Origin of the sequence: Ferruginibacter sp. (assembly GCF_031391665.1) — a bacterium.
Taxonomy (GTDB): Bacteria; Bacteroidota; Bacteroidia; order Chitinophagales; family Chitinophagaceae; genus Ferruginibacter.
This window is the reverse complement of sequence record NZ_JANMUN010000076.1, coordinates 1-21,820: the sequence shown is the minus strand read 5'-3', so window position 1 is coordinate 21,820 and position 21,820 is coordinate 1. Positions and strand designations below refer to the sequence as shown.

Here is a 21,820-nt window from a genome sequence, read left to right as displayed (position 1 = left end):
AGAATGGCTAATATCAAATTATTTCAAATTTGCAATAATCTCTTTGAACTGTGTTATTAAATCTTTGCCTGTTTAGATTTTTTTGCATTTGTTAAACAACTCCAAATAAAGAATGCTGAAGAAAAATATTTTACTGATTTTATTTTTTTATCCGCCATAATTCTATGTAGCTTTATATCATCATTTTTATACTGCTATTTTGAAAAGAAAAATTGCACCAGCCACAATCATTTTAGGAATTTTATGCTTTATTGAGAAAGGAGCAATAACAAGACTGCAAAAAATTTCGGAAGAATAATACAAGGAATTGAAGTAATTTTATTTATGCAAATTATTGGCAGGTTTTATAAATTACAATAACAATGAAACAGGTTACGAGGCGAAGTTTTATTAAACACACCAGTGTTGCAGGCGCAGCTTTATGGCTGGGGCTTTCCACCAAAGGTTATGCCCAAAAAACGGTAAGCCTTGCAGGTGCTAAAAATTTTTCACCGTACATTTTGGTAGAGTCCAGCGGAGCTATTACTATTTACAACACCAAGCCCGAAATGGGCCAGGGCACTTTTCAAGCTATACCAGCGCTTATTGCAGAAGAGTTTGAAGTATCACTCGATCAAATAATTATTAAACAATCAAACGGAGAAAAAGAATTAGGGCCGGGCCAGCGGGCAGGCGGCAGTTCATCAGTAAGAAGCAATTATACTGCATTAAGAAAAGTAGGCGCTGCTGCAAAAGAAGTTTTTGTAAAAGCCGCAGCTATGCAATGGGCAGTGGATATTGAAACTTGCTATGCAGAAAATGGAACAGTGATTCATAAACCCACCATGAGAAAACTTACTTATGGCGAATTGGTGGAAGCCGCATCAAAATTGGAATTGCCCAAAGAACCAAAATTAAAAGACCCTAAAGATTTTAAAATTTTGGGTAAACCCATGAAGCGGCCTGATGTACCATTAAAGACTAACGGTAAGGCAGAATTTGGAATTGATGTGCAGGTGCCCAACATGCTTTTTGCTTCAGTGCAGCGCTGCCCGGTAATTGGCGGCACCTTAAAAAGTTTTGATGCCAGCGAAGCGCTTGCCATGCAGGGAGTAGAAAAAGTTGCAGAAGTGGAAAGGATAATCGGCATCTATCATTCTGTTGGCGTGGCAGTAATTGCAAATTCTTACTGGGCTGCTGCGCAGGCACGTAAAAAATTAAAAATAGAATGGGACAACAAAGGATTTTCAACTTTCAATTCTGCAGATTATGAAAATCATTTGCGTTCTCTTGCAAAAGAAGAAGGATTGATTGATAAAAATATTGGGGCAACCGATACCGTTACATTACTGCCGCAAAATACTCTTGAAGCATTTTACGAAACACCCATGATAGCACATCATGCATTGGAGCCAATGAATTGTGTAGCGCAGGTGCAGGGAGATAAAGTAGAGATATGGACATCAACCCAAGTGCCCAGTACACTTACCGGAAGCGGTGCCAATGATCTGCACAGGCATATTGGTTTTACTGCAGAAAATATTAAACTGCATGCCACATTTATTGGCGGCGGTTTTGGCAGAAGGTTAAATATTGATTATATAATTGAAGCGGTAAACATTGCAAAGCAAATTAATAAACCTGTAAAAGTAATCTGGTCAAGAGAAGATACAACAGACCAGGGCCCTTTCAGACCAATGACTTTTTCAAAATTAAAAGCTGGATTTTCAGAAGAAGGAAAACTGGTTGCATTCTGGCATAAAGTAATCAGCCCTTCTTACATGCAGGCGATGAATAAAACTTTTGATAAGAATAAAGTTGACAATATTATGGTGGAAGGAATTGGCGAACAGGCTTATGAAATACCGAATATAAAAACGAGTTATGTAAGGGCAGATTATCATGTGCCGCTTGCTGCATGGCGGTCGGTAACCAGCTCCACCGTGGCATTTGCACATGAGTGTTTTATAGATGAACTGGCGAATAAAGCAAAAAAAGATCCTTTGGATTTTCGTTTATCGCTGCTTACAAAACCATCAGATTTAAAAAGAGTTTTATTGAAGCTCAGAGAAATATCCAACTGGGATAAACCATTGCCAAAAGGCAAAGCAAGAGGCGTGGCACAATGGGAATTTTTTGCAGGCCTTTGTGCCCATGTGGTAGAAGTAACTTACCATGCAAATAAATCTATCAGCATAGATAAAGTTTTTGCGGTGATTGATTTGGGCGAAGTGGTAAACCCCGGCAATGTAAAAAACCAGGTAGAAGGCTCAATTGTAATGGCACTTGGTGCTGCAATAAAACCGGGTATTACTTTACAAAGCGGAAAAGTAATGCAAAGCAATTTTTACGATAACCCGCAGATAAGAATAAATGAAGTGCCGGAAATTGAAGTGCATATTCTTGCAGAAGGTGGAAAGGTAAAAGGCGTGGGAGAACCCGGCCTGCCGCCATTTGCACCTGCATTGGCCAACGCAATTTTTGCTGCTACAGGCAAGCGCATTCGTAAAATGCCTTTTGGTTTAGATAATGTTTAATTATTTAAATTGAATTTTATGGCAAACAAATTGATGTGAAGTCTGATGTGCTTTGCTGCTTTAGCCGGAGTTTAGCGTTGAAATTTGAAATTGGTAAAAGCAGGAAGTAAGGCTAAAAAAAGTTTGAAAGAATTAGCAGAATTTTTTCAACAAAACAAATTGATTTAAATAAACAAGTAAAAAATATTTATCATTTTTAATATTTTATTAGTGTATGATTTCATTAAATGTTAATCAGAAAAACTACCAGGTTGATGTAAGTCCTGATATGCCGTTATTATGGGTGATAAGAGATACGCTTGGCCTTACAGGCACCAAGTATGGCTGCGGCGTAGCACAATGCGGCGCCTGTGTAGTGCACCTAAATGGAGAAGCTGTCCGTTCCTGCATTACAAAAGTTAGCAGGGCCGAAGGAAAAAAAATTTTGACGATAGAAGGCTTATCAGAAAATAATAATCATCCATTACAAAAAGCCTGGCAGGAAATTGATGTGCCGCAATGTGGCTATTGTCATTCGGGCCAGTTAATGTCTGCGGCAGTTTTGCTAAGGGAAAATCCTAACCCAACAGATCAGGATATTGACGATGCCATGGCAGGCAATATTTGCCGCTGCGGAACTTACCTGCGAATCCGCAAGGCCATTCACCTGGCAGCAGAAATGCAGCAGAAAGGATAAATTTATTTGAACACAACATTTGCTACTGTTTAAAATTATACATGTTATGAAACAGCACTCACAAAATAACACAAAAAAAATTTTACCCTTAAAAAGTATTGCAATAATGCTGGTAATGCTCTTTACAGTTGCTGCTGTAACGTTAGCATTTAAAGAAAAAAATGATGTAGCTCTTTACAATCATGCACCTGCAAATATTAATAAAGACAGCATAGAATCGGTTAAAGCATTTATGCAGGTATATAAAGTTTTAATGAGTCCCCGTTGTATGAATTGTCATCCTTCTGGAGATGTGCCGCTGCAGGGAGACGACAGTCATTTGCATACGATGCTTCCAAAAAGAGGCAAAGAAGGTAAAGGAGTTTATGCAATGAAATGTACCAATTGTCACCAGCCTGAAAATACAGCAGGAGTACATATGCCTCCCGGCGATCCCAACTGGCATTTGCCGCCGGCAGATATGAAAATGGTTTTCCAGGGCAGAAAGCCTCATCAATTGGCTAAGCAATTAATTGATCCAAAACAAAATGGCAATAAAAATAAACAACAGTTAATTGCACATGCAGATGATGTTTTGGTGTTAGCCGCCTGGAACCCTGGTGAAGGACGTACGCTACCTCCAATGAGCCATGCAGGATTTAAAAAAGCATGGATCACCTGGTTAGAAAAAGGAGCTTATGCTCCTAAAAAATAATTTTAATTATGAATGAAATAGGTTAAGGTGGTTGCTGCAATAAGCAATGTCATTTAGTTCAGGATATTTTAAATTATAAAATACCCAATTCCAGTTCCCTCTCCTTTGGAGAGGGGTTGGGATGAGGTCTTTACAAAAAGAATCTTCAGCTATGTCAGAAACAATAAATATTAAAACGATATCGAGAAAAAATTTTCTTAAGGTATCAGGCTTAACAGCAACAGGGCTTTGCCTGAGTTTTTATTTTCCTGCAATGGCAAGAGATTCAAAAATTTTAAATGGTGACAAAGAAGCCGCAACTACTGCTCTAAATTCATGGATACATATTGATCCTTCCGGAAAAGTAACCATTTTATGCCACCGTGCCGAAATGGGGCAAGGCGTTTACCAGGTCATACCACAAATAATTTCCGAAGAACTGGAAGTAGATCTGGATAAAATAAATATTGTTTTTGCACAGGGCGATAATAAAAAATTTGGCAGCCAGGTAACAGGCGGCAGTTCTACTGTTAGAAGTTCTTACAAAAATTTATTAACCCTTGGTGCTACAGCACGTGAAATGCTGATAGCAGCAGCAACCAAAAAATGGAATGTGCCGGCATCGGAATGTTATGCAGCATCAGGGCATGTTTTTCATAAACCTTCAGGTAAAAAGTTTCATTACGGAGAGTTGGTTGCTGACGCATCAAAATTGGAAGCACCAAAGAATGTAAAATTAAAAAGCCGTGCAGAATACAAACTAATTGGCAAGCCACTTCACCGGCAGGATACCGTTTTAAAAACAAATGGCACTGCTGTATTTGGGTTGGATAAAAAAATTCCGGGTATGCTGTTTGCTGCGGTGGAGCGTAATCCACGCCTGCGTGGCATTATAAAAAGTTTTGATGATGCTGCTGCAAAAAAAATACCCGGCGTAAAAAATATTTTTAAAGTAAGGATGGGTGTGTTCAACACCTATCGGGAAGGTGTAGCCGTGGTGGCCGACAGCACATGGGCTGCTATGCAGGGAAAAAAAGCATTAAAAGTAACATGGGACGACAGCGGCTTTGAACATTTAGATACCGCAGAAATTTTTAAGCGCCAGCAGGAAGCGCTTAAAACAACTGAGGGACTTTCATTTCGCAAAGTGGGAGATCCTGATAGTATTATTCAACAAGCCGCAAAAAAAATTGATGTGGTTTATCAAACGCCGTATCAATCGCACAGTTGTATGGAACCTTTGAATTGTGTGGCGCATTGGCAGGGCGACAAACTGGAAATATGGGGACCGATACAAGCACCAGAATGGGTGCAGGATTACATCAGCAAAGAAATGGGTTTGGCAAGAGAAAAAGTAATTGTGAACATGACTTTTTTGGGTGGAGGTTTTGGCAGAAAAGCGTTTATGGATTATCCGCATGAAGCTGCACTAATATCAAAAGAAATAGGTGCTCCGGTGCAGGTGGTGTGGAGCCGGGAAGATGACATGACGCAGGGACCTTACCGCCCCGGTATCTCCTACCGCTGCGAAGGCGTTGTTGAAAATGGGGAGATACATGCTTTTAAAATCAGGATGGCTGGCCAGAATAATGATCACTGGAGATCTGGGGATAAAACAAAAGCCAACCGCAGCACCTCCGAAGGATTTTTAAAACCCTTTTTTGACAGCATAAAAAACATAAGTTTTAGTGAAGTTATTTTTGAAACACCCATACCTACAATGTGGTGGCGTTCTGTATATGCATCTACAAATGGTTTTGCATTTGAAAGTTTTATGGATGAACTGGCTGTTGCTGCAGAAAAAGATCCACTTGAATTAAGAAGGCAATATTTAAAAGAAGAACGTTTACATTTTCTTATAGATAAATTACAGGAAGTATCTGGCTGGAAAAACAAAAAGAAAAATGCTGGCTATGGCGCTGCGATTACGGAATGTTTTGGAGGCACAGTCGGGCAGGTAGTGAAGATTTCAAAAGATAATGGCAGAATAAAAATAGACAAAGTTTGGGCAGTAATTGATTGTGGCTGGTATGTAAATCCCGATACCATTAAAGCACAGGTAGAAGGCGCTATTGTAATGGCATTGGGTGCCGCCACCATACATGAAATAACATTTAAAGATGGTTTGGTTGAACAAAAAAACTTTTACGCCTACCCCATGCCACGAATAAATCATGTACCTCCTATTGAAGTGTACATCATGGAAAATACTGCCGATGCAGGCGGAGTTGGAGAACCTGGTCTGCCGGCTTTTGCTCCTGCACTTACAAATGCCATTTATGATTTAACCGGCAAGCGTATAAGAAAACTGCCTTTTAGTTTAGATACCGTTTGATTGAATGCTGGCAGTAACTACTCTTCTATTTGGCGATGTGCTGTACATTAAATATTTTTTTTACACTGCCGTGATTCGTGTCTTCACGAACCATTATATTTCTGCAGAAAATTGCTTCCAACAAAGTTGTTTTGTTTTTATGGTATCAAAATAAAAAAGAAAATATAAAATTGTACATTTAATATCTAAAATTAATTATCATGATAAAGCAAGCACTATTGGGTGAATTTGAGCATGAAGCTGAAAACACCCGTAAATTACTAAAAGCTATTCCCGATTCTGCCCTGGATTATAAACCACAACCCCATTTATGGTCTGTAGGTCATTTAGCTTCGCACATTGCAGAAGTATACAACTGGTACGATGCTACTTTTAACCAGGATGTATTTGATATGGGCACTTACAAATATGATAAAGGCGATATCAGCAAAGCAGCCAACATAGTTGCAAAGTTTGAAGAAAATGTTGCCGCTGCAAAAAAGGTATTAGAAAACGCTGATGAATCTGCTTTTATGAATGTGTGGCATATGCAAATGGGCGGTCACGATATAATGCCTCCAATGCCAAAGGTGGTGGTGGCCCGGGGTTTTTTATTTAATCATTTATACCACCACCGTGGAGAGCTGGTGGCGCATTTAAGGGCAAGCGGCAATACAGTTCCCGGTTTGTACGGCCCCACTTACGAAGAAAGCCAGGCCATGATGGCACAAATGAAATAAACATTTAGTTTTTATATTTTTTTTATTGCCGCAGCTCTTAATAACAGCTGCGTTTTTTGTAAGTGGTCTGCACCAGTTTTACAAGTAATCCCAATTGGACATTTAATCTAGCCAATAAAAAAATGTCAGGTTGAGCTCGTCGAAACCGGGTGCAAGAGTCAACCCATCTTCGCCAAAACCAGGCTGACAGTGTATTTTCAATATCCAATTGGTATAATCAAAAATTAAGTTTGGCACAGGCATTAAATTTTGCAACTAAAAGTTTTTAAATATCTGTAATAAGTTTTAAATTTATATACCTTATAAAAAACTCAGCCCGGCCCCTCCTTTTACAATCATTGATTTAAATAATTATTCAGTGATGAAACAAAAATATTTTTTTCATTTGCTAATACAGCGCAAACTTGCCTGTTGTTACCGGCTGCCACTCCTCTTTCTTTTTGTATTACCCATCTTTATAAGTGCACAGGAAAATGTTTTAAAAACCTACCGTAACACAAAAGGTAAATATGGTTTTAAAAACCAGGCAAATAAAACTATTGTTGAAGCAACCTACGATCTCGCCTATGATTTTAATGATGGAATGGCTGCAGTGGTTATCAATAAAAAAATTGGATATATTGATACAGCCGGCAAGCTGGTCATCCCCATACAATACCAGGGCGGAGATCATTTTAAAGAAAATATGGCAAGAGTGCAATTAGATAACAAATGGGGTTTCATCAATAAAACCGGTAAACAAATAATTCCATTTATGTACCAGAGTGCAGATCGTTTTTATGAAGGAGCAGCAAGAGCAAAGCTGAATGATAAATGGGGCTTCATTGATAAAACAGGAAAAATAATTATACCGTTTAAATACCAGGATGAAGATACCGCAAGCGAAGGTTTGATAAGAGTAAAACTGGATAGTAGCTGGGGCTTCATTGATAAAACAGGCAAAGAAATTATTCCATTTAAATACCGGCTAACAGGAAATTTTAAAGAAGGCCTTGCCTGGGCTGCTCTCCATAATAAATATGGTTTTATTGATAAAACAGGCAAAGAAATTATTCCATTTAAATACCAAACGGTAGATAACATCAGCGAAGGTAGGTTACGGGTTAAGCTAAATAACAAGTGGGGCTTTATTGATAAAACAGGAAATGAAATAGCTGAAACAAAATATGAGGAAGCAGGAAATTTTAAAGAAGGTATAGCGTGGGTAAGGCTGGATAGTAATTATGGATACATTGATAAAACCGGTAAAGTTGTAGCGGCAATAAAATACAATACCATATATACTTTTACCGAAGGTTTTGCAAAAGTGAGCATTGATAAAAAATGGGGCTTTATTGATAAAACCGGGAAAGAAATTGTTGCCCCGGTATATGCTGAAGTTAGAGATTTTAGAAATGGAATGGCAGCAGTAAAACTGCCAACGGGTAAATGGGGTTTTGCAGATAAAAGTGGTAAAGAAATAGTACCCGCTACTTACGAGGCGGTAAAAGATTTTATGGGTGCAGCAGCGGAAGTAAAACGGGATGGCAAGTATGGCAGGGTAGATAAAACGGGCAAGGAAATACTGGAAACAAAATATGCGTTTCCATTTTATTTTAGAAAAGGCAAGGCGCTGGTGCAATCGGGTACTAAATGGGGTTACGTTACTGAGGAAGGCAGCGCTATAATACCGGTACAGTATGATGACATAAAAGATTTATTTTATGACCACCTGTTTATGGTAAAGCTTGATAAAAAATATGGCGCTTTAGATACAGCAGGTAAAGAAGTAATACCGGTTAAGTATGATGAGATCATTAATTTTTCTTACGATCAACTGGTAAGGATAATGCTCGATAATAAATATGGTATTTTAGATAAAACTGGTAAAGAAGTGTTACCAGTGACATACCAGATGATTCGTATAAATATTTTCGGAAACAGAACAGCTGTAAAATTAAATAATAAATGGGGGCTGATAGACAGTAAATGTAAAGCCATTACTGCAATAAAATATGATGAGATTGGTATGGTAAGCGAAAATTTTTGGGAAACAAAACAAACTGACAAATGGGGCTTCCTTGATTCAACTGGCAAAGAAGTAATTCCTTTTATCTACGACAAAATTGGAGAATTTGATTTTGAAGACGGCAGCTTTAATGGTTTTAATGATGGGCTTGCTATGGTAAAACTAAACGGCAAATGGGGTATAATTGATAAAGCAGGCAAAGCGGTAATACCATTGCAATACGAAAGTTTTTCAAATGCTAACAATTATGATGAACCAAATAAATTTATTGCAAGGCTTAACGATGAATGGTATTATTTTGATAATAAATGTAAGCTGGTTAAAACAACAAAAGCCACTACCAAACTTACAACTAAACCAGTAACAGCAAACAGGGATACATTAACTGCTATACTATTGCCCCCGGTGCCAATGAAAGGAACGGTTGATCCCTCCATGGTGGGCACCTGGAAATACCGTGACGACGCCATAAACTTTAATGGGTATTTTATTTTCAGGGCAAATGGAACGTATGATTATTACCAGGATTTTTCAGGTACTGCTGCACCGCCTGCACCCACTAACAATAACTTTTGGCGGGTTGATGGTGATGCCCTGGAAATATTTGTGGAACGCACAAAAGCAACATCCCGTTTAAAAATGTTCAGGCAAAACGATACTCAAAAAAAATTACCTGCACTTTTAATAGAAATGAATGTGGGTTCAGAAAACTATAAAACTTATTATCCTGCAGAAGCAAGAGAATTATGGAAAATAAATAATGCATCAACCGCCGCTCCAAAAACAATTAACAATCATTAATCCTGTTTAATTTTCTCCTCATACTCTTTTACCAAATCTTTTATTGCTGCATCATAACCGGCCTGGTCAATAAATGCAGCAGGGTTATAAGCAACGCCGGGTTTATGTTTACTGTGCATTTTAAACTGGCTGGCATGAGAAGCCACCCAAATGTCAAACGAAATATTTTTCATAGCCTTTAACGTGTATGCATAATCGGCAGCTATTGCAGGATAACTATTGATAGATGTAAAAGAACTATCAGTAACAATGGTAGGCATATTTGCAATAAGCACTTTGTAAGCTTTTTGTTCATCTTTTACAGTAAACAAAAAACTGCAGGAGCCTTTGGTGTGGCCGGGATGATGCAGCATTATCAGTTGCATATTCCCCAATGTAATGGTGTCGCCATCATGCAATAAACGATCTGCTACCACCGGCTTAAAAGTACTACCCTTGCCACCTAATGCATAATCACTGCTGCCTCCATCTTTTAATACAGAAGCATCTTTTTCATCTATCATCAGTTGTGCGCCGGTTTTCTTTTTAATAAAAGCCATGGCACCCATGTGATCGTAATGCGCCTGTGTGTTTAATAATATTTTGATGTCAGAAAATTTAAAACCTAATGCTTTGATGTTATTTTTTATTTGTGTTGCAGAAGCCGCCAACCCTGTATTGATCAAAATATTTCCCTGTGGTGTGGTAATGAGATAACAGGCCAGGTCGTAAGTACCTACATAATACAGGTTGCCTGCAATGCGGAATGGCTGGTAAGTCTTTGCCCATTCATCCGACCATGGTTTTGGTTCTTTTACTTTTTGTGCGGAGGCAGTTATTGCTGTTACTGATATTATAACAACAAATGCTATATTTTTTAATGAGTTGTTCAACATATATATTGATGGAGAATGAAATTGAAATTCAAAGATATTAGGTTTTTAGAAAAATGAAAATAAGTTTTATATAAGCGGCGGCATCCTTTTAAAGATTGGCATCTGTTTTATTTTTAACCAATGGTGAACTGATCGGCACTCCAATAAGTTCAATAATGATGAGCAACTGTTCTAAAGAATATTTATGGTCTTTACGAATATCTATACTTTTCTGATGTGGCCTTAGCCATCGCTGCAATACTTTTTTACTTACACCATAACAGTATGCCAGCTGCCTGGCATTGCATGATCTTATTATTACTTGTGGCTCACAATTTTCGTGTTGCATTTGTTACTTTTTAACTACTGCAATATACTACCGCAGCAGAACCGCATTTTCCAGTTTGGGCATGTTTGGGCAAGTTGGTGCAATAATATTCCAGTTTGGGTATAGTTTAATAAGGTTGCTATAGCGTTGCTCCGAAGTTGCTGTTAAGTCTTAATTAAGTTGGTATTGATAGCCCGGTTACCAAACATAATCGGTGAGCGCCTTAATTGTTTAACAGCATGCATCGCTGTTGGTGCTGCTGCGCCACTTTGCCAGCCCTGCACACCAGACAGCGGCCATGATGAACTTCATGATAATACAGAAAGCGAATAACATCATCATTAGTAATTCATAATTATTTTTGTACCGCATTTTACTTTGCAAACACGATGTATATTTACTGAACAATTTTTATTTATGCCCAAAGATTCGCTCTATATAAACAACAAGGCAACACAACAAAATACTTACGATGCCATCATTGTTGGCTCGGGCATCAGCGGCGGCTGGGCCTCTAAAGAATTATGTGAAAAAGGATTAAAAGTATTGCTGCTGGAACGTGGTGGCAATGTGCAGCATCCAAATTACCCAACAGCTAACAAAGCCACATGGGAATTTCCGCACCACCTCAGTTTGTCTGCAGATGATAAAAAGCGGAGCTTTATTCAAAGTCGCCATTACTCTTACCGGGAAGACAACAAACATTTTTATATCAACGACCAGGAAAATCCATATGAAGAAACAAAACGCTTCGACTGGATACGTGGTGATATTGTTGGCGGACGTTCGTTGTTATGGGCAAGAGCCAGTTACCGCTGGAGCGATCTGGATTTTGAAGCCAACCTGAATGATGGTAACGGTGTTGACTGGCCGATACGGTATAAAGATATTGCGCCGTGGTACGATTATGTGGAGTCTTTTATTGGCGTAAGCGGCAACAGGGATGGTATACCACATTTACCCGACGGGCAATTTCAACCGCCGTTTGAAATGAATGTGGTGGAAAAACATTTTAAAGAAAAGATAGAAAATATTTACCCCGGCAGAAAAGTAATCATGGGCAGAACAGCTAATTTAACGCAGCCGGTTAAAGGCAGAGGGCAATGCCAGGCCAGGGATCTTTGCCATCGTGGTTGTCCGTACGGTGCATACTTTAGTACCAATGCCAGTACCATGCCTGCTGCCTATGCAACAGGCAATTTAACAGTAAGGCCTCATTCGATGGTAAATAAAGTAATTTATAATGAACAAAAAGGAAAAGCAACAGGTGTAGAAATTATAGATACCGAAACCAAACAAACACAGGAGTTTTATGCCCGGCTTATTTTTCTTAATGCATCTACAGTAGCAACGGCTTCTATTTTGCTCAACTCAGTATCCACACGTTTTGCCAATGGATTGGGAAACGGCAGCGACCAGGTGGGTCGCAACCTGATGGATCACCACAAAGGGATTTCTATAACGGCAAGTGTTGATGGATTTGAAAATTTGTATTATTCAGGCCGCAGGCCAACATCATTATTTATTCCACGTTTTCAAAATATAGATGATACAACACCCGGCTATATTCGAGGCTATCATTTTGGTGCCAATGCTTCCCGGCCACGGCAGGCAGGCAGCGCCGTTATTGGAGAAGAATTAAAAGATGCCTTAACAGAACCCGGGCCGTGGCAAATAAATCTTTATGCATACGGCGAGTGTTTGCCCTATGCGGATAACCGAATCACTTTAAACAAGGATAAAAAAGATTCTTGGGGCCGTCCCATCATTAAAATTGATTGTGAGTTTAAAGAAAACGAAAAAGCCATGCATCTTGATATGGTAAAGAAGGGTCAGGAAATGTTAGCTGCTGCAGGGTTTAAAGATATTACGGTGAAAGCAGAAATATCAGCACCCGGTAATGCCAATCATGAAATGGGTACTGCACGAATGGGCCATGATGCAAAAACATCGGTGCTGAATAAATTTAACCAAATGCATGAAGTACCTAATGTATTTATTACAGATGGCTCCTGCATGGTATCAAGCGCCTGCCAAAATCCCTCTTTAACTTATATGGCGCTTACTGCAAGAGCTTGTGATTATGCGGTAAAGGAAATCAGGAAAGGGAATTTATGATGGAGAGTAAATTCAGCAATAATAAAAATGGTTAGTGCAGAAAAAATTATTGCAGAAAAAAGAACTGAATGTTTTACTCTATGCATTGCTGTAGGTTTTGCTAAGCTGACAGTCCTACCCTATCCTGCACACCAGGCTTTGGACTTATATCGATAACGGTATAAAATTACTCCTTATCAATAAACACCTCAAACACCGCTTTTTGTTTTCCCTTCTTTCCGTCACCTACATCATAACCCTTACTATCCCTAAAAGCTTTGTTGGCACTTTGTTTTAAAAGCCTTAACCATGGCAGGTATTGATTTCCTTTGGGTTTATTGGAAATGGTATTGGCTAACTCATTTGTAAAGTGATGGGTAAATATACTGCCCATTGCCATGTCAGTTATTGCGGGCTGGCCATGCTGCGATGATGATACCAATATAGATACCGCATTCTTTGCATCAGTAAACAATTTTTTAGTGAGCGCCTTGCTTAACCCGGGCATAATACCTTTTACTATGTTCATATCCTTTTCACTCTTCAGCGGCCGTTTAAAAGGTATAATAGTATTACAGCAATCGCCGATTGCAATATTGATACGGGCACCTTTAAAACGGATGATGTTTAATATCACCGCCAGGTTTTCGGTATGCTTTTCTATAAAATCAATTTTATTGTATTGCACCTGGTCGTTATGCGGACGCATATCTACCTGCGGATACTTGCGCCTGCTGTCTTTATGATAACTGAAACCATGACCCGAATAATAAAACAGGGTCACATCATTTTCATTATGCAATATAATACTGTCCACAGCCTGTATCAAATTATCACGATGATAATTGTGACCTGATATTTCTATGGCACAAAGATCGTAATGAATATGTTTGCAAATATCTGCAAATACTTTTTTAACGGCATTGGCATCCTTTACGCAACCTTCATTTAATGCGGCATCGTGGGTATTGGCCATGATAATGAGCACCAACCTGGGTTGCTTTTTAACCTTCTCCCCGTTCATGGTTTTTTTAAATTTTTCCAATAGCTGCGAAAACGGAATTTGTTTACTGGCTGGCATAATTGATACAATTTAGTTTATTGGTATTGGCAGGAGTAAAAAAAAAGCACTACACCTTAAAAATAATTGAAAATAGCAGAATGAGCAATAACTTGCAACAATAAACCTTAATAGCATAAGTCTATGCTCCGATATTGTTGCCTGATTTTTTTTGTTGTTTATTGCAGCACTGCTGTTGCACAATCTTCTAAAATAGACAGCCTTCATCGCTTATTGCAAACAGAAAAGCAAGACAGCAACAGGGTAACCTTACTCTGGAAACTTGCCGAGCAATACCAGTTTTTTAAACCCGATACCACTTTACAATTGGCACAAAAAGCATTTTTGCTGGCACAACATATAAAGTATAAAGAAGGAGAAAGCCGTTCGCTGGCAGTAATGGCCACCGGGCAATACCTGCTGGGTAATTATTCTGCAGCGCTTAAAAACTATATGCAAAAACTGCAGCTGGAAGAAAAAAGAAACAGCAGCCGCAATTATGCCAGTGCATTAAATAATATCGGGCTGATGTATATTTTACTGGCGGATTACCCAAACGCTTTGGGTTACCTGCACAGAGCCGACTCGACGGTACAGATTGCAGGCGGCGAAGTAAAAAAAGAATTGCAAAACAGGATACAGATAAACCTGGGAGAAACTTTTTACCGGATGAAGAAAATGGACTCGGCAAATTATTATTTTTTAAAAGCATTTCAAACGGGAGTAAGCAACCAGGATGGTTTTTACCAGGGCGCTGCATTGCTTGGCATGGGCAATGTACAATTTGGCGAAGGAAACGACAGCACCGCCAAGAGCAATTACCGGAAGGCTTTACTTTTTTTAAACGATGGTACTAATAATGATATGCTTTGCGAAACAGCACTGGGGCTTGCCAATGTTTTTCAAAAAACCGGGCAGCCCGATTCTGCATTGTATTATGCAAAGGCTTGCTTTTGTAACCGGCAGAAACGATGGTTTCCTAAGCAGGGAACTGGATGCCGCCGGTTTTCTCAGCCATTTTTATAAGAACACTAAAAAATACGACAGTGCTTTTAACTATATGGAACTAACGGTAGCCTTACACGATTCTTTAAAAGGGCAGGCCAAAACAAGGGAAGCCATGATCATCAGCAGTAATGAACAATTGCGCCAGGCAGAACTGGCAGAACAAAAGCAACGGGAAAAAGAAAGCAGGCTGCAACAGTTGCAAATACTGGCCATCTGCATTTTTATACCTACGTTTTTTATTATTACCCTGGCGGTAAGCAGGATACGCATACACAGGAATGTAGTACGCTTTATGGGAGTAGTTTCATTATTATTATTCTTCGAATTTTTGATTTTGCTGCTGCACCCTTTAATAGAGCAATTGATGCACCATAATAAAGTATTGGAGTTGCTGGTACTGGTAGTAATTGGTGCAGGACTGGTACCACTGCATCACCGGCTGGAAAAGTTAGTGATAGCTAAGCTTACAAAGCCTGTGCAAGCAAACTATACAGTACCAGTAGCCGCAGATGAGGCTGCATTTTCAGCAACAATTGAAGAAGTGATAACAGAAGAGCTGCCTTTGGTTACAGCAGACACTCTTTCAACTGAAGTGGAACAAAAAAAAACTGCTCCTGCAGCAGATGCTACAGAAGCAGATAAAAAATAATGTAGCCCTTTTAAGAACTTGGAATCACGGGTTTTAAAATAGCTTTTTTTAAAGCCGGTTTTTTTGCTGCCTTTTTTGGCGCTGCTTTTTTTACAGCTTTTTTAGCAGGGGCTGCTTTCTTGGCCGCTTTTTTTGCAGGAGCCTTTTTTGCTGCTGCTTTTTTAGCAGCTGGTTTAGATGCTTTTTTTGTTGCCATAATTAATGAGTATTTAGTTGTTGTAATATAAACATTTATTTTTTAAATAAACATTGCTGCGTAAATAATTTACTGATACTTTATATTTGGCTTGGTAAAAAAGTAATACTCGTCTTGTGATTAATTTACAGTCGCTGATACAAGCGACTGCGAACAATAAATATTCCACCTGCAATCTATCATTGTTTCATTGGCTCATTAATTTAAACGTTGTAAAAACCTCACCCCCTACCGATAAATCGGAACTCCCACAGATAGGGAGCTGGAATGGGGAGTTTTATAATTTAAATACTCTTAACAAGATTGACCGAAAAGGTAAAACTATTTCCGCCGGTGGTATAGTTTTTAACTATTGCCGTTCTAAATATTTTTTCCTGTTCCGCCGAAACAATTTGGGGTAACAAAAAGAATTCTGTAAGCTCTGTTTATTTACAATTTTTACTTCCCCATTCATAAAATGCAAATCAATAAGCTCTATCTTACAGTCAATATCAACTCCATGCCAATTCGGTTGTTTGTTATATTATTTGTTTTGCAATGTGCTCCTGCATGGGCGCAAACAGATGTGTTTACAGGTATTTGGCAAATGCAAACTGCAGCAGGCAATACATCCGTTGTTATAGAGTTAAAAATTGGTGCTGCTGAAAAAAGTATGCTCTACCCTGCAGCCATCGCCATTAAAAGTGGCGCTTTTTATGGCGTATATCAACTGCTGCTGGTAAAAAAAAATGCCTGGCAGTTAGCCATAAGTAAAAACAAATTTGCTGCAGAAGAAAAACCTTTTCATTTAGATATGCTGCCGCTTAACGGCAGTTTTGATTTAAAGCGCAATACAAAAGAACAACCCAGTTTAACCATTAACCGACTGCCGTTAAAACAAAACAGCATCACCCTTTCAGACAGTGCCGCCGTTGCCTTACAAAAAATTATTTTATCCGGTAATTTAGCGTTTACCCGTATAAGTAACACACCGTGGAAGGATGCCTTCACCGATAAAATCCTCAACCCTTCCCGCTCTCCCGTTTATTTTGGTTTGGTTGATACGGCTTATGTAACCACACGTTATGGCATCTTCAGTGCAGCCACAATTAATAAAACCGATATGGCCTCGGCAGTGTTTAATGGCCGTACCTTATTTGATCAATGGGTGCTAACAAAAAAGGAACACAGGGAAGAAATAATGATTGAACCCGGCAGTAATGTGCTGGCATTTTTTGCCGATTACTCAGTAAGCAATCCTTCCAATAAAGCCACGCTGCGTTGCGAATTTGGTAAAACTAAATTCAATATAAATTTTAATAACCCCAACGACAGTGGTGCTTACTTTGTGGCTGCAAAAGTTATCCTTATGCAGGATAAAGAAAAAATAAATTCGTTTCAACCTTACAGCTACCCCGGCCCAGGCGACCCACCTTTGCAAACCAATGAAAAATTAGTGGGGAGCATCACCTCTAAAGCAAAGCAAATTACACTAGCCGTGTGGGATGATGCTGTGGAAGATGGCGACACTATTTCTATCAGCATCAATAATAAATCAATTGCCAAAAATCTGCTTATAAAAAAACGGCCACAATTTATTACGGTTACCTTAAGCCCCGGCACCAATACGATTTTGTTTACCGGAGAAAACCTGGGCAGCATACCACCCAACACCGCTGTACTCGAAATTATTGATGGCAAAAACCGTAAAGCCTTTTTTTTAGAAACCGTACCAGGAGAAAAAAATTTGCTGAAGATTTTTTATAATGCTGCGTTGTAGTAAAAAAGATACTACAAAATTTTCTCCAGGCAAACAACAACGAACGAAATATTTTGAAATGCGATGGCTTTACTGCTTTTTATTTTGCCGCTCCATTACTGGTGCAATACGCCGCTGGTTAAAAACGCAAGCAGCGGCGAAGATGGGTGCGACGATTAACGATGTACCCAGCGGAAATTTACCCAATTAAAACTGCGACCAACGAAATCTTTTTAAATGCAATGCTTTTACTACTTTTTATTTTGCTACTCTCCTGCTGTTGCATTAAGCCGCCGGTTAAAAATGCATGTAGCGGTTGATGACCTATATATTTTATCGTGTAACCGTTACCCTTAAAAAAGTAGCTGTAATAGAAGTAGTATTGTTATCCCCGCTTTTATTTTGACTATTAAATAACGCTTCCAATTCTTGTTGTAATTCGGCAGCCTTGCCATTTTTTTCAGCCGCCTCAAAAGCATTCATCGTAGGACCATAATAGTTTTTAAAGTTGTTTAATAATTGCGATGGCGCATAAGGCGCATTAAACGTAAAACTATCTTTACTGCAGTTAATATTTTCTTTTGGTACGTCTGCCTGTACAAAACGTTCGGTAACATTATCCGGTACGCCCCACAACATCGGACTGATAAAACCTTCTGGTGGCGGCGGCGTATATGCCGAACTGATCTTTAAAATCTGCGCCACCAATGTTGGGTCTCCCGGTATCCAGTTACCCATCACAATACGTCCACCAGGTTTGGTAACACGTACCATTTCTTTTGCCACATCAAAAGGCCTGGGCGCAAACATGGCACCAAAGATGCTCACCACCAAATCAAAAGTTTTATCCTTTAAATCAACCAGTGCTGCTGCATCACCTTCCTGAAAACTGCAGTTGCTTAATCCTGCTGCTTTTGCACGTTCGTTTCCTGCTGCAACTAAATTGCCGGCAATATCCACCCCCAATACGGTTGCGCCCAATGCTGCCTCGGGTAAAGCTGTTGTTCCATCCCCACAACCAAGATCAAGAATAGATAAATCTTTTGTGATACCTAATGTGGCCACCAATGCTGTACCACTCTGCCGCATTACCTGGGCAATTTTTGTAAAGTCGCCTTTTTCCCAAAGTGCTTTGTTTGCATTCATATTATTTTGTTTTAGTTCATCAAAACTAAAATACCTGTTATCAAAGGGCTTTACTGTAAAGTCCAATTACTTGACTCATCAGCCCAATATGGCGCCTGCTTTTTTTATTGCCGACGGCGAAGTACCGAATTGTTTGCTAAAGGCCCTGCTAAAATGCGACACACTTTCAAACCCACTTTCAAAAGCAGCATCGCTTACAGATTTACCTACAAAAGTAATAAGGTGCCGGGCATGCTGTAATCTTTTTTCCATTAACCATTTACCGGGAGAAGTATTATAGTGTTGTTCAAAGTCTCTTTTAAAAGCAGACAAACTGCGATAACTTAATTTGGCATAGTCTTCCATTTTTAAGTTAAAGCAAAAATTATCTTCCATCACTGTTTGTAATAAAACTGATTGCGGTGCATGTAATAAGCCGCAGAAATAACACAATAATTCCCTGTTGGTATCATTATCGGCCAGTGTAAGAATCAATTCCTGAAATTTTAAATGCAGCAAAGATTGATCGGGAGCAACAGGTGCATTGAAATAAGGCAGCATCGATTTAAAAAATGAATGTACCGCCTCGCTGCTTTCAATAGGAATAACGGGATGGTATTTTTTCTCAGCTACAAAAAGTGGCTTCGATTTTGTTTTCAATACTTCGCATATAAATGCATCAGAAACAAAAAAAAGATAAAAACAAAACTCAGTTTCTAAAAACTGCTCTACAATAGCGGCGCCCCGCCTTATAAAAACGCAACTGCCAGGGCCAATATCATAAGCGCCTTGTGGGGTATGCCATATCTTTCTTCCTTCGGCTACGTAAATAATATAATTATTGTGGCTCCACAAATCAGCAAATTTAGTGTTGAGCCCACAATTATACACGGTAAACAAAGAATCGCCACAGCTAAGCCTGTGGCAGCGGGCAGGCGTATCTACAATATATTGGTTAAGATTATACAAATTTAAAATTGATGAAAAAATACATAGCTGCAATAATTTGTTACCGGAATTGCAAACTTAAATTTACAAAAAAATATTTAGAAAACTGGAGCATTAATAAAACTTTCAGGCTGTTTTTGGGGCGCTGTTTGGTTTTTAACCAATGCAGAAAAGAGCGCTTTATAGCTTGTGCTGTATACAGGGCATTAAAATATTATTTAGATGTTTCAGCAGAACATTTTTTGTATAGTGGTTGAAAATATATTTAGCGGCAAGGTTGCATTAAAAATAAATAAGCACTACTTTGTAACCAAAAAAAAATAAAATGAACCTATTTACCTTTTGCCTGCTGGTATGCACCGGCTTTATTAATGCCTGTACAACAGATAATAAAAAAGAGGAAGCTGCAGCAACAATTACATTGTTTGATGAAAAAGCAGCCACCGATTCCATATGGAAAGTAATAGAAAAAGAAACTGCTGATTTTTTTAACGGCGATTATGAGGGCTGGGCCAGTAACTGGAGCCACCAACCCTATGCCATGCAATCGTGGAATAATGATGATGCCACTGCCAGCGCAGCAGTAGGCTGGGAAAAAATAAACACACAGGGTAAAGATTGGATTGAAAAATATTATAAGAACGGGAAGAACATTATACACCCGGCGGTAAAAAGAGAAAAGGCACTAATAAAATTTTTTAACGATAAAGCTGCCTACCTTACCTGGAAGCAGTACAATGCAGACGCCGACAAAAAATTTTACCGTATAAGCCAGGAGGTAAGGCTTATGGAAAAAGAAACCGATGGCTGGAAGATCGTAAACGTATCAGCCTTTTGGGGTACCGAAAAAAAAATTGCGGCAGACAGTTTAAAGTTGTAGGATAAAAATTGGGGAAATTTGCAGAATCGCCAGCTGCTGGTAAGAAAATTACACTATTTTATTGAAGTGTATACTGCGGTTATAAACCGCTAAGATCAGTGGACACAAGTCACCTTCCTTCGGAACAAGACTTGCGCAAGTGAGTACTTTTATTTTGCTACTCTATTACTGATGCGATATGGCGGTGAAAGTATAAATATTTTCCGCACACCCGCCCACCGTCCCATCGGGACGAAAGCTGGGTAGAAAAATTATAATGATGGATTTACAAGTTCCGTAGGAACGGCAGGTGCTGGTGAGAAGCTGCATTATTTTATTGAAGTTATGCTGCGGTTATAAACCGCTAAGATTAGTAGACACAAGTCGCATTCCTGCGGAAGAAGACTTGCGCCAGTGAGGGATTAAAGCGATGTACCTGCGGCGGCGGATAATATTTGTATTATAATACACATACAAATATTCCAACTACACCTAAACCATTAATATCATCTCCAGATAATTCAATAGGCTCGTATTTTGAATCGTCTGACATTGGTTTTAAAGTAATGGAAAGATGATTCCATTGATTTTCATCAATGATTTTTTTACTATTGTATTCTTTAATAGTATATCTTGATCCAGATTCTGAATCTTGCTTATCGAATAATTCTACCAAAACGATTTTTCCATTTCGACTTCCCCCTTCGTCTTTACTAAACAAACAGTATGAGCCATTGGGGATTTTTTTATTCATAGATTCACCAATAACCTTACAAACAAAATAGCCGCTTTTTGCAGTTACATTAGCAGGCAATTCAATCCACTGATAATCCGATGAAGGTTTTTGCCAATCGCCAAAACTACCTGCGGCAGCTGATATATCAAATAATGGCACAGAATTTACATAAGGCTTTACTTCATTAAAACGCAATATTCTAAATGGAATTTCCTTTATAAATGTTTCGATATGCTTTTTCAGATAATCTCTCAAATCTTTATTGCAGGCATAAATGAAAGTTCCTTTTATACCTCGATACATAATCGTTTTGTAAATATTGATAATGTATGACTTTAATAATTCAGGGTCGTTAATCCCTTTTTTACCATTAATATCAAAGTAATTTTTCGGATCAATTTCTATACAATTATATACTTTGTTATAATTAATTTCTTTTCCAAAAATTACAGCAGTATAATTTAAATCGTATCCTTGAGTAGTATGGATACATC

At 38.7% G+C, this 21,820-nt stretch carries 20 protein-coding genes; 13 read left to right on the top strand and 7 right to left on the bottom strand.

The features are described from left to right. Nucleotides 1-362: 362 nt before the first annotated feature. The 6 genes from ACY651_RS05990 (at nt 363) to ACY651_RS05965 (ending at nt 9,728) form a co-directional block, all read left to right on the top strand. Nucleotides 363-2,516 (top strand): xanthine dehydrogenase family protein molybdopterin-binding subunit, encoded by a 2,154-nt coding sequence (locus ACY651_RS05990; protein ID WP_462250726.1) that lies wholly within the window; start codon nt 363-365, stop codon nt 2,514-2,516. Nucleotides 2,517-2,730: 214 nt separating this feature from the next. Next, nucleotides 2,731-3,192 carry a (2Fe-2S)-binding protein gene (locus ACY651_RS05985; protein WP_462250724.1) on the top strand — a complete coding sequence of 154 codons (462 nt, stop codon included), beginning with the start codon at nt 2,731-2,733 and terminating at the stop codon, nt 3,190-3,192. 46 nt (nt 3,193-3,238) lie between these two features. Then, complete coding sequence (locus ACY651_RS05980) at nt 3,239-3,886, top strand: hypothetical protein (protein WP_462250722.1); 648 nt, start codon at nt 3,239-3,241, stop codon at nt 3,884-3,886. Nucleotides 3,887-4,037: 151 nt separating this feature from the next. Continuing rightward, nucleotides 4,038-6,200 carry a xanthine dehydrogenase family protein molybdopterin-binding subunit gene (locus tag ACY651_RS05975; protein ID WP_462250720.1) on the top strand — a complete coding sequence of 721 codons (2,163 nt, stop codon included), beginning with the start codon at nt 4,038-4,040 and terminating at the stop codon, nt 6,198-6,200. A 200-nt stretch (nt 6,201-6,400) separates the two neighbouring features. Beyond that, nucleotides 6,401-6,919: a DinB family protein gene (locus tag ACY651_RS05970; RefSeq protein ID WP_462250718.1), complete on the top strand. Its 519-nt coding sequence runs from the start codon at nt 6,401-6,403 to the stop codon at nt 6,917-6,919. 361 nt (nt 6,920-7,280) lie between these two features. Further along, nucleotides 7,281-9,728, top strand: a complete 2,448-nt coding sequence (locus tag ACY651_RS05965) for a WG repeat-containing protein (RefSeq protein WP_462250716.1) — start codon at nt 7,281-7,283, stop codon at nt 9,726-9,728. Here the strand turns inward: ACY651_RS05965 and bla are convergent. Together bla and ACY651_RS05955 are read right to left on the bottom strand one after the other, a co-directional pair. After that, nucleotides 9,725-10,603, bottom strand: a complete 879-nt coding sequence (gene bla, locus ACY651_RS05960) for a subclass B3 metallo-beta-lactamase (RefSeq protein WP_462250714.1) — start codon at nt 10,601-10,603, stop codon at nt 9,725-9,727. The two genes, ACY651_RS05965 and bla, sit on opposite strands and share 4 nt — an antisense overlap. Nucleotides 10,604-10,691: 88 nt before the next feature. After that, nucleotides 10,692-10,931 (bottom strand): hypothetical protein, encoded by a 240-nt coding sequence (locus tag ACY651_RS05955; protein WP_462250712.1) that lies wholly within the window; start codon nt 10,929-10,931, stop codon nt 10,692-10,694. 165 nt (nt 10,932-11,096) lie between these two features. Between ACY651_RS05955 and ACY651_RS05950 the strand changes: the two genes are divergently transcribed. Then, nucleotides 11,097-11,243, top strand: a complete 147-nt coding sequence (locus tag ACY651_RS05950) for a hypothetical protein (RefSeq protein WP_462250710.1) — start codon at nt 11,097-11,099, stop codon at nt 11,241-11,243. 84 nt (nt 11,244-11,327) lie between these two features. Next, nucleotides 11,328-13,028, top strand: a complete 1,701-nt coding sequence (locus ACY651_RS05945; protein ID WP_462250708.1) for a GMC oxidoreductase — start codon at nt 11,328-11,330, stop codon at nt 13,026-13,028. 166 nt (nt 13,029-13,194) lie between these two features. Here ACY651_RS05945 and ACY651_RS05940 read toward each other — a convergent pair whose 3' ends face one another. Further along, nucleotides 13,195-14,088 carry a caspase family protein gene (locus ACY651_RS05940; protein ID WP_462250706.1) on the bottom strand — a complete coding sequence of 298 codons (894 nt, stop codon included), beginning with the start codon at nt 14,086-14,088 and terminating at the stop codon, nt 13,195-13,197. Between the two features lie 123 nt (nt 14,089-14,211). On the opposite strand from ACY651_RS05940, the gene ACY651_RS05935 reads away from it, so the two are divergent. Both ACY651_RS05935 and ACY651_RS05930 read left to right on the top strand, forming a co-directional pair. Next, nucleotides 14,212-15,093 carry a hypothetical protein gene (locus ACY651_RS05935; RefSeq protein ID WP_462250704.1) on the top strand — a complete coding sequence of 294 codons (882 nt, stop codon included), beginning with the start codon at nt 14,212-14,214 and terminating at the stop codon, nt 15,091-15,093. Beyond that, nucleotides 15,005-15,724, top strand: coding sequence for a hypothetical protein (locus tag ACY651_RS05930; RefSeq protein WP_462250702.1), 720 nt, complete (start codon nt 15,005-15,007; stop codon nt 15,722-15,724). The genes ACY651_RS05935 and ACY651_RS05930 overlap by 89 nt, the downstream gene beginning before the upstream one ends. Nucleotides 15,725-15,734: 10 nt before the next feature. On the opposite strand, the gene ACY651_RS05925 is transcribed toward ACY651_RS05930, so the two are convergent. Continuing rightward, the gene (locus ACY651_RS05925; RefSeq protein ID WP_462250700.1) at nt 15,735-15,920 is read right to left on the bottom strand and encodes a hypothetical protein; all 186 of its coding nucleotides are present in this window, start codon (nt 15,918-15,920) and stop codon (nt 15,735-15,737) included. A gap of 499 nt (nt 15,921-16,419) precedes the next feature. Here ACY651_RS05925 and ACY651_RS05920 point away from each other — a divergent pair, with 499 nt between their 5' ends. Together ACY651_RS05920 and ACY651_RS05915 are read left to right on the top strand one after the other, a co-directional pair. Beyond that, complete coding sequence (locus ACY651_RS05920; RefSeq protein ID WP_462250698.1) at nt 16,420-17,679, top strand: hypothetical protein; 1,260 nt, start codon at nt 16,420-16,422, stop codon at nt 17,677-17,679. Further along, on the top strand, nt 17,666-17,869 hold the full coding sequence (locus ACY651_RS05915; RefSeq protein WP_462250696.1) for a hypothetical protein: 204 nt from the start codon (nt 17,666-17,668) through the stop codon (nt 17,867-17,869). The genes ACY651_RS05920 and ACY651_RS05915 overlap by 14 nt, the downstream gene beginning before the upstream one ends. 122 nt (nt 17,870-17,991) lie before the next feature. Here the strand turns inward: ACY651_RS05915 and ACY651_RS05910 are convergent, their stop codons facing one another. Together ACY651_RS05910 and ACY651_RS05905 are read right to left on the bottom strand one after the other, a co-directional pair. Beyond that, complete coding sequence (locus ACY651_RS05910) at nt 17,992-18,804, bottom strand: class I SAM-dependent methyltransferase (RefSeq protein ID WP_462250694.1); 813 nt, start codon at nt 18,802-18,804, stop codon at nt 17,992-17,994. Between the two features lie 78 nt (nt 18,805-18,882). After that, the gene (locus ACY651_RS05905) at nt 18,883-19,752 is read right to left on the bottom strand and encodes a helix-turn-helix domain-containing protein (protein ID WP_462250692.1); all 870 of its coding nucleotides are present in this window, start codon (nt 19,750-19,752) and stop codon (nt 18,883-18,885) included. A 304-nt stretch (nt 19,753-20,056) separates the two neighbouring features. Here ACY651_RS05905 and ACY651_RS05900 point away from each other — a divergent pair, with 304 nt between their 5' ends. Beyond that, the gene (locus ACY651_RS05900; RefSeq protein ID WP_462250690.1) at nt 20,057-20,611 is read left to right on the top strand and encodes a hypothetical protein; all 555 of its coding nucleotides are present in this window, start codon (nt 20,057-20,059) and stop codon (nt 20,609-20,611) included. A gap of 439 nt (nt 20,612-21,050) precedes the next feature. On the opposite strand, the gene ACY651_RS05895 is transcribed toward ACY651_RS05900, so the two are convergent. Next, nucleotides 21,051-21,820, bottom strand: a 770-nt coding sequence (locus ACY651_RS05895; protein ID WP_462250688.1) for a S24 family peptidase, incomplete at its 5' end; no start/stop codon positions are given.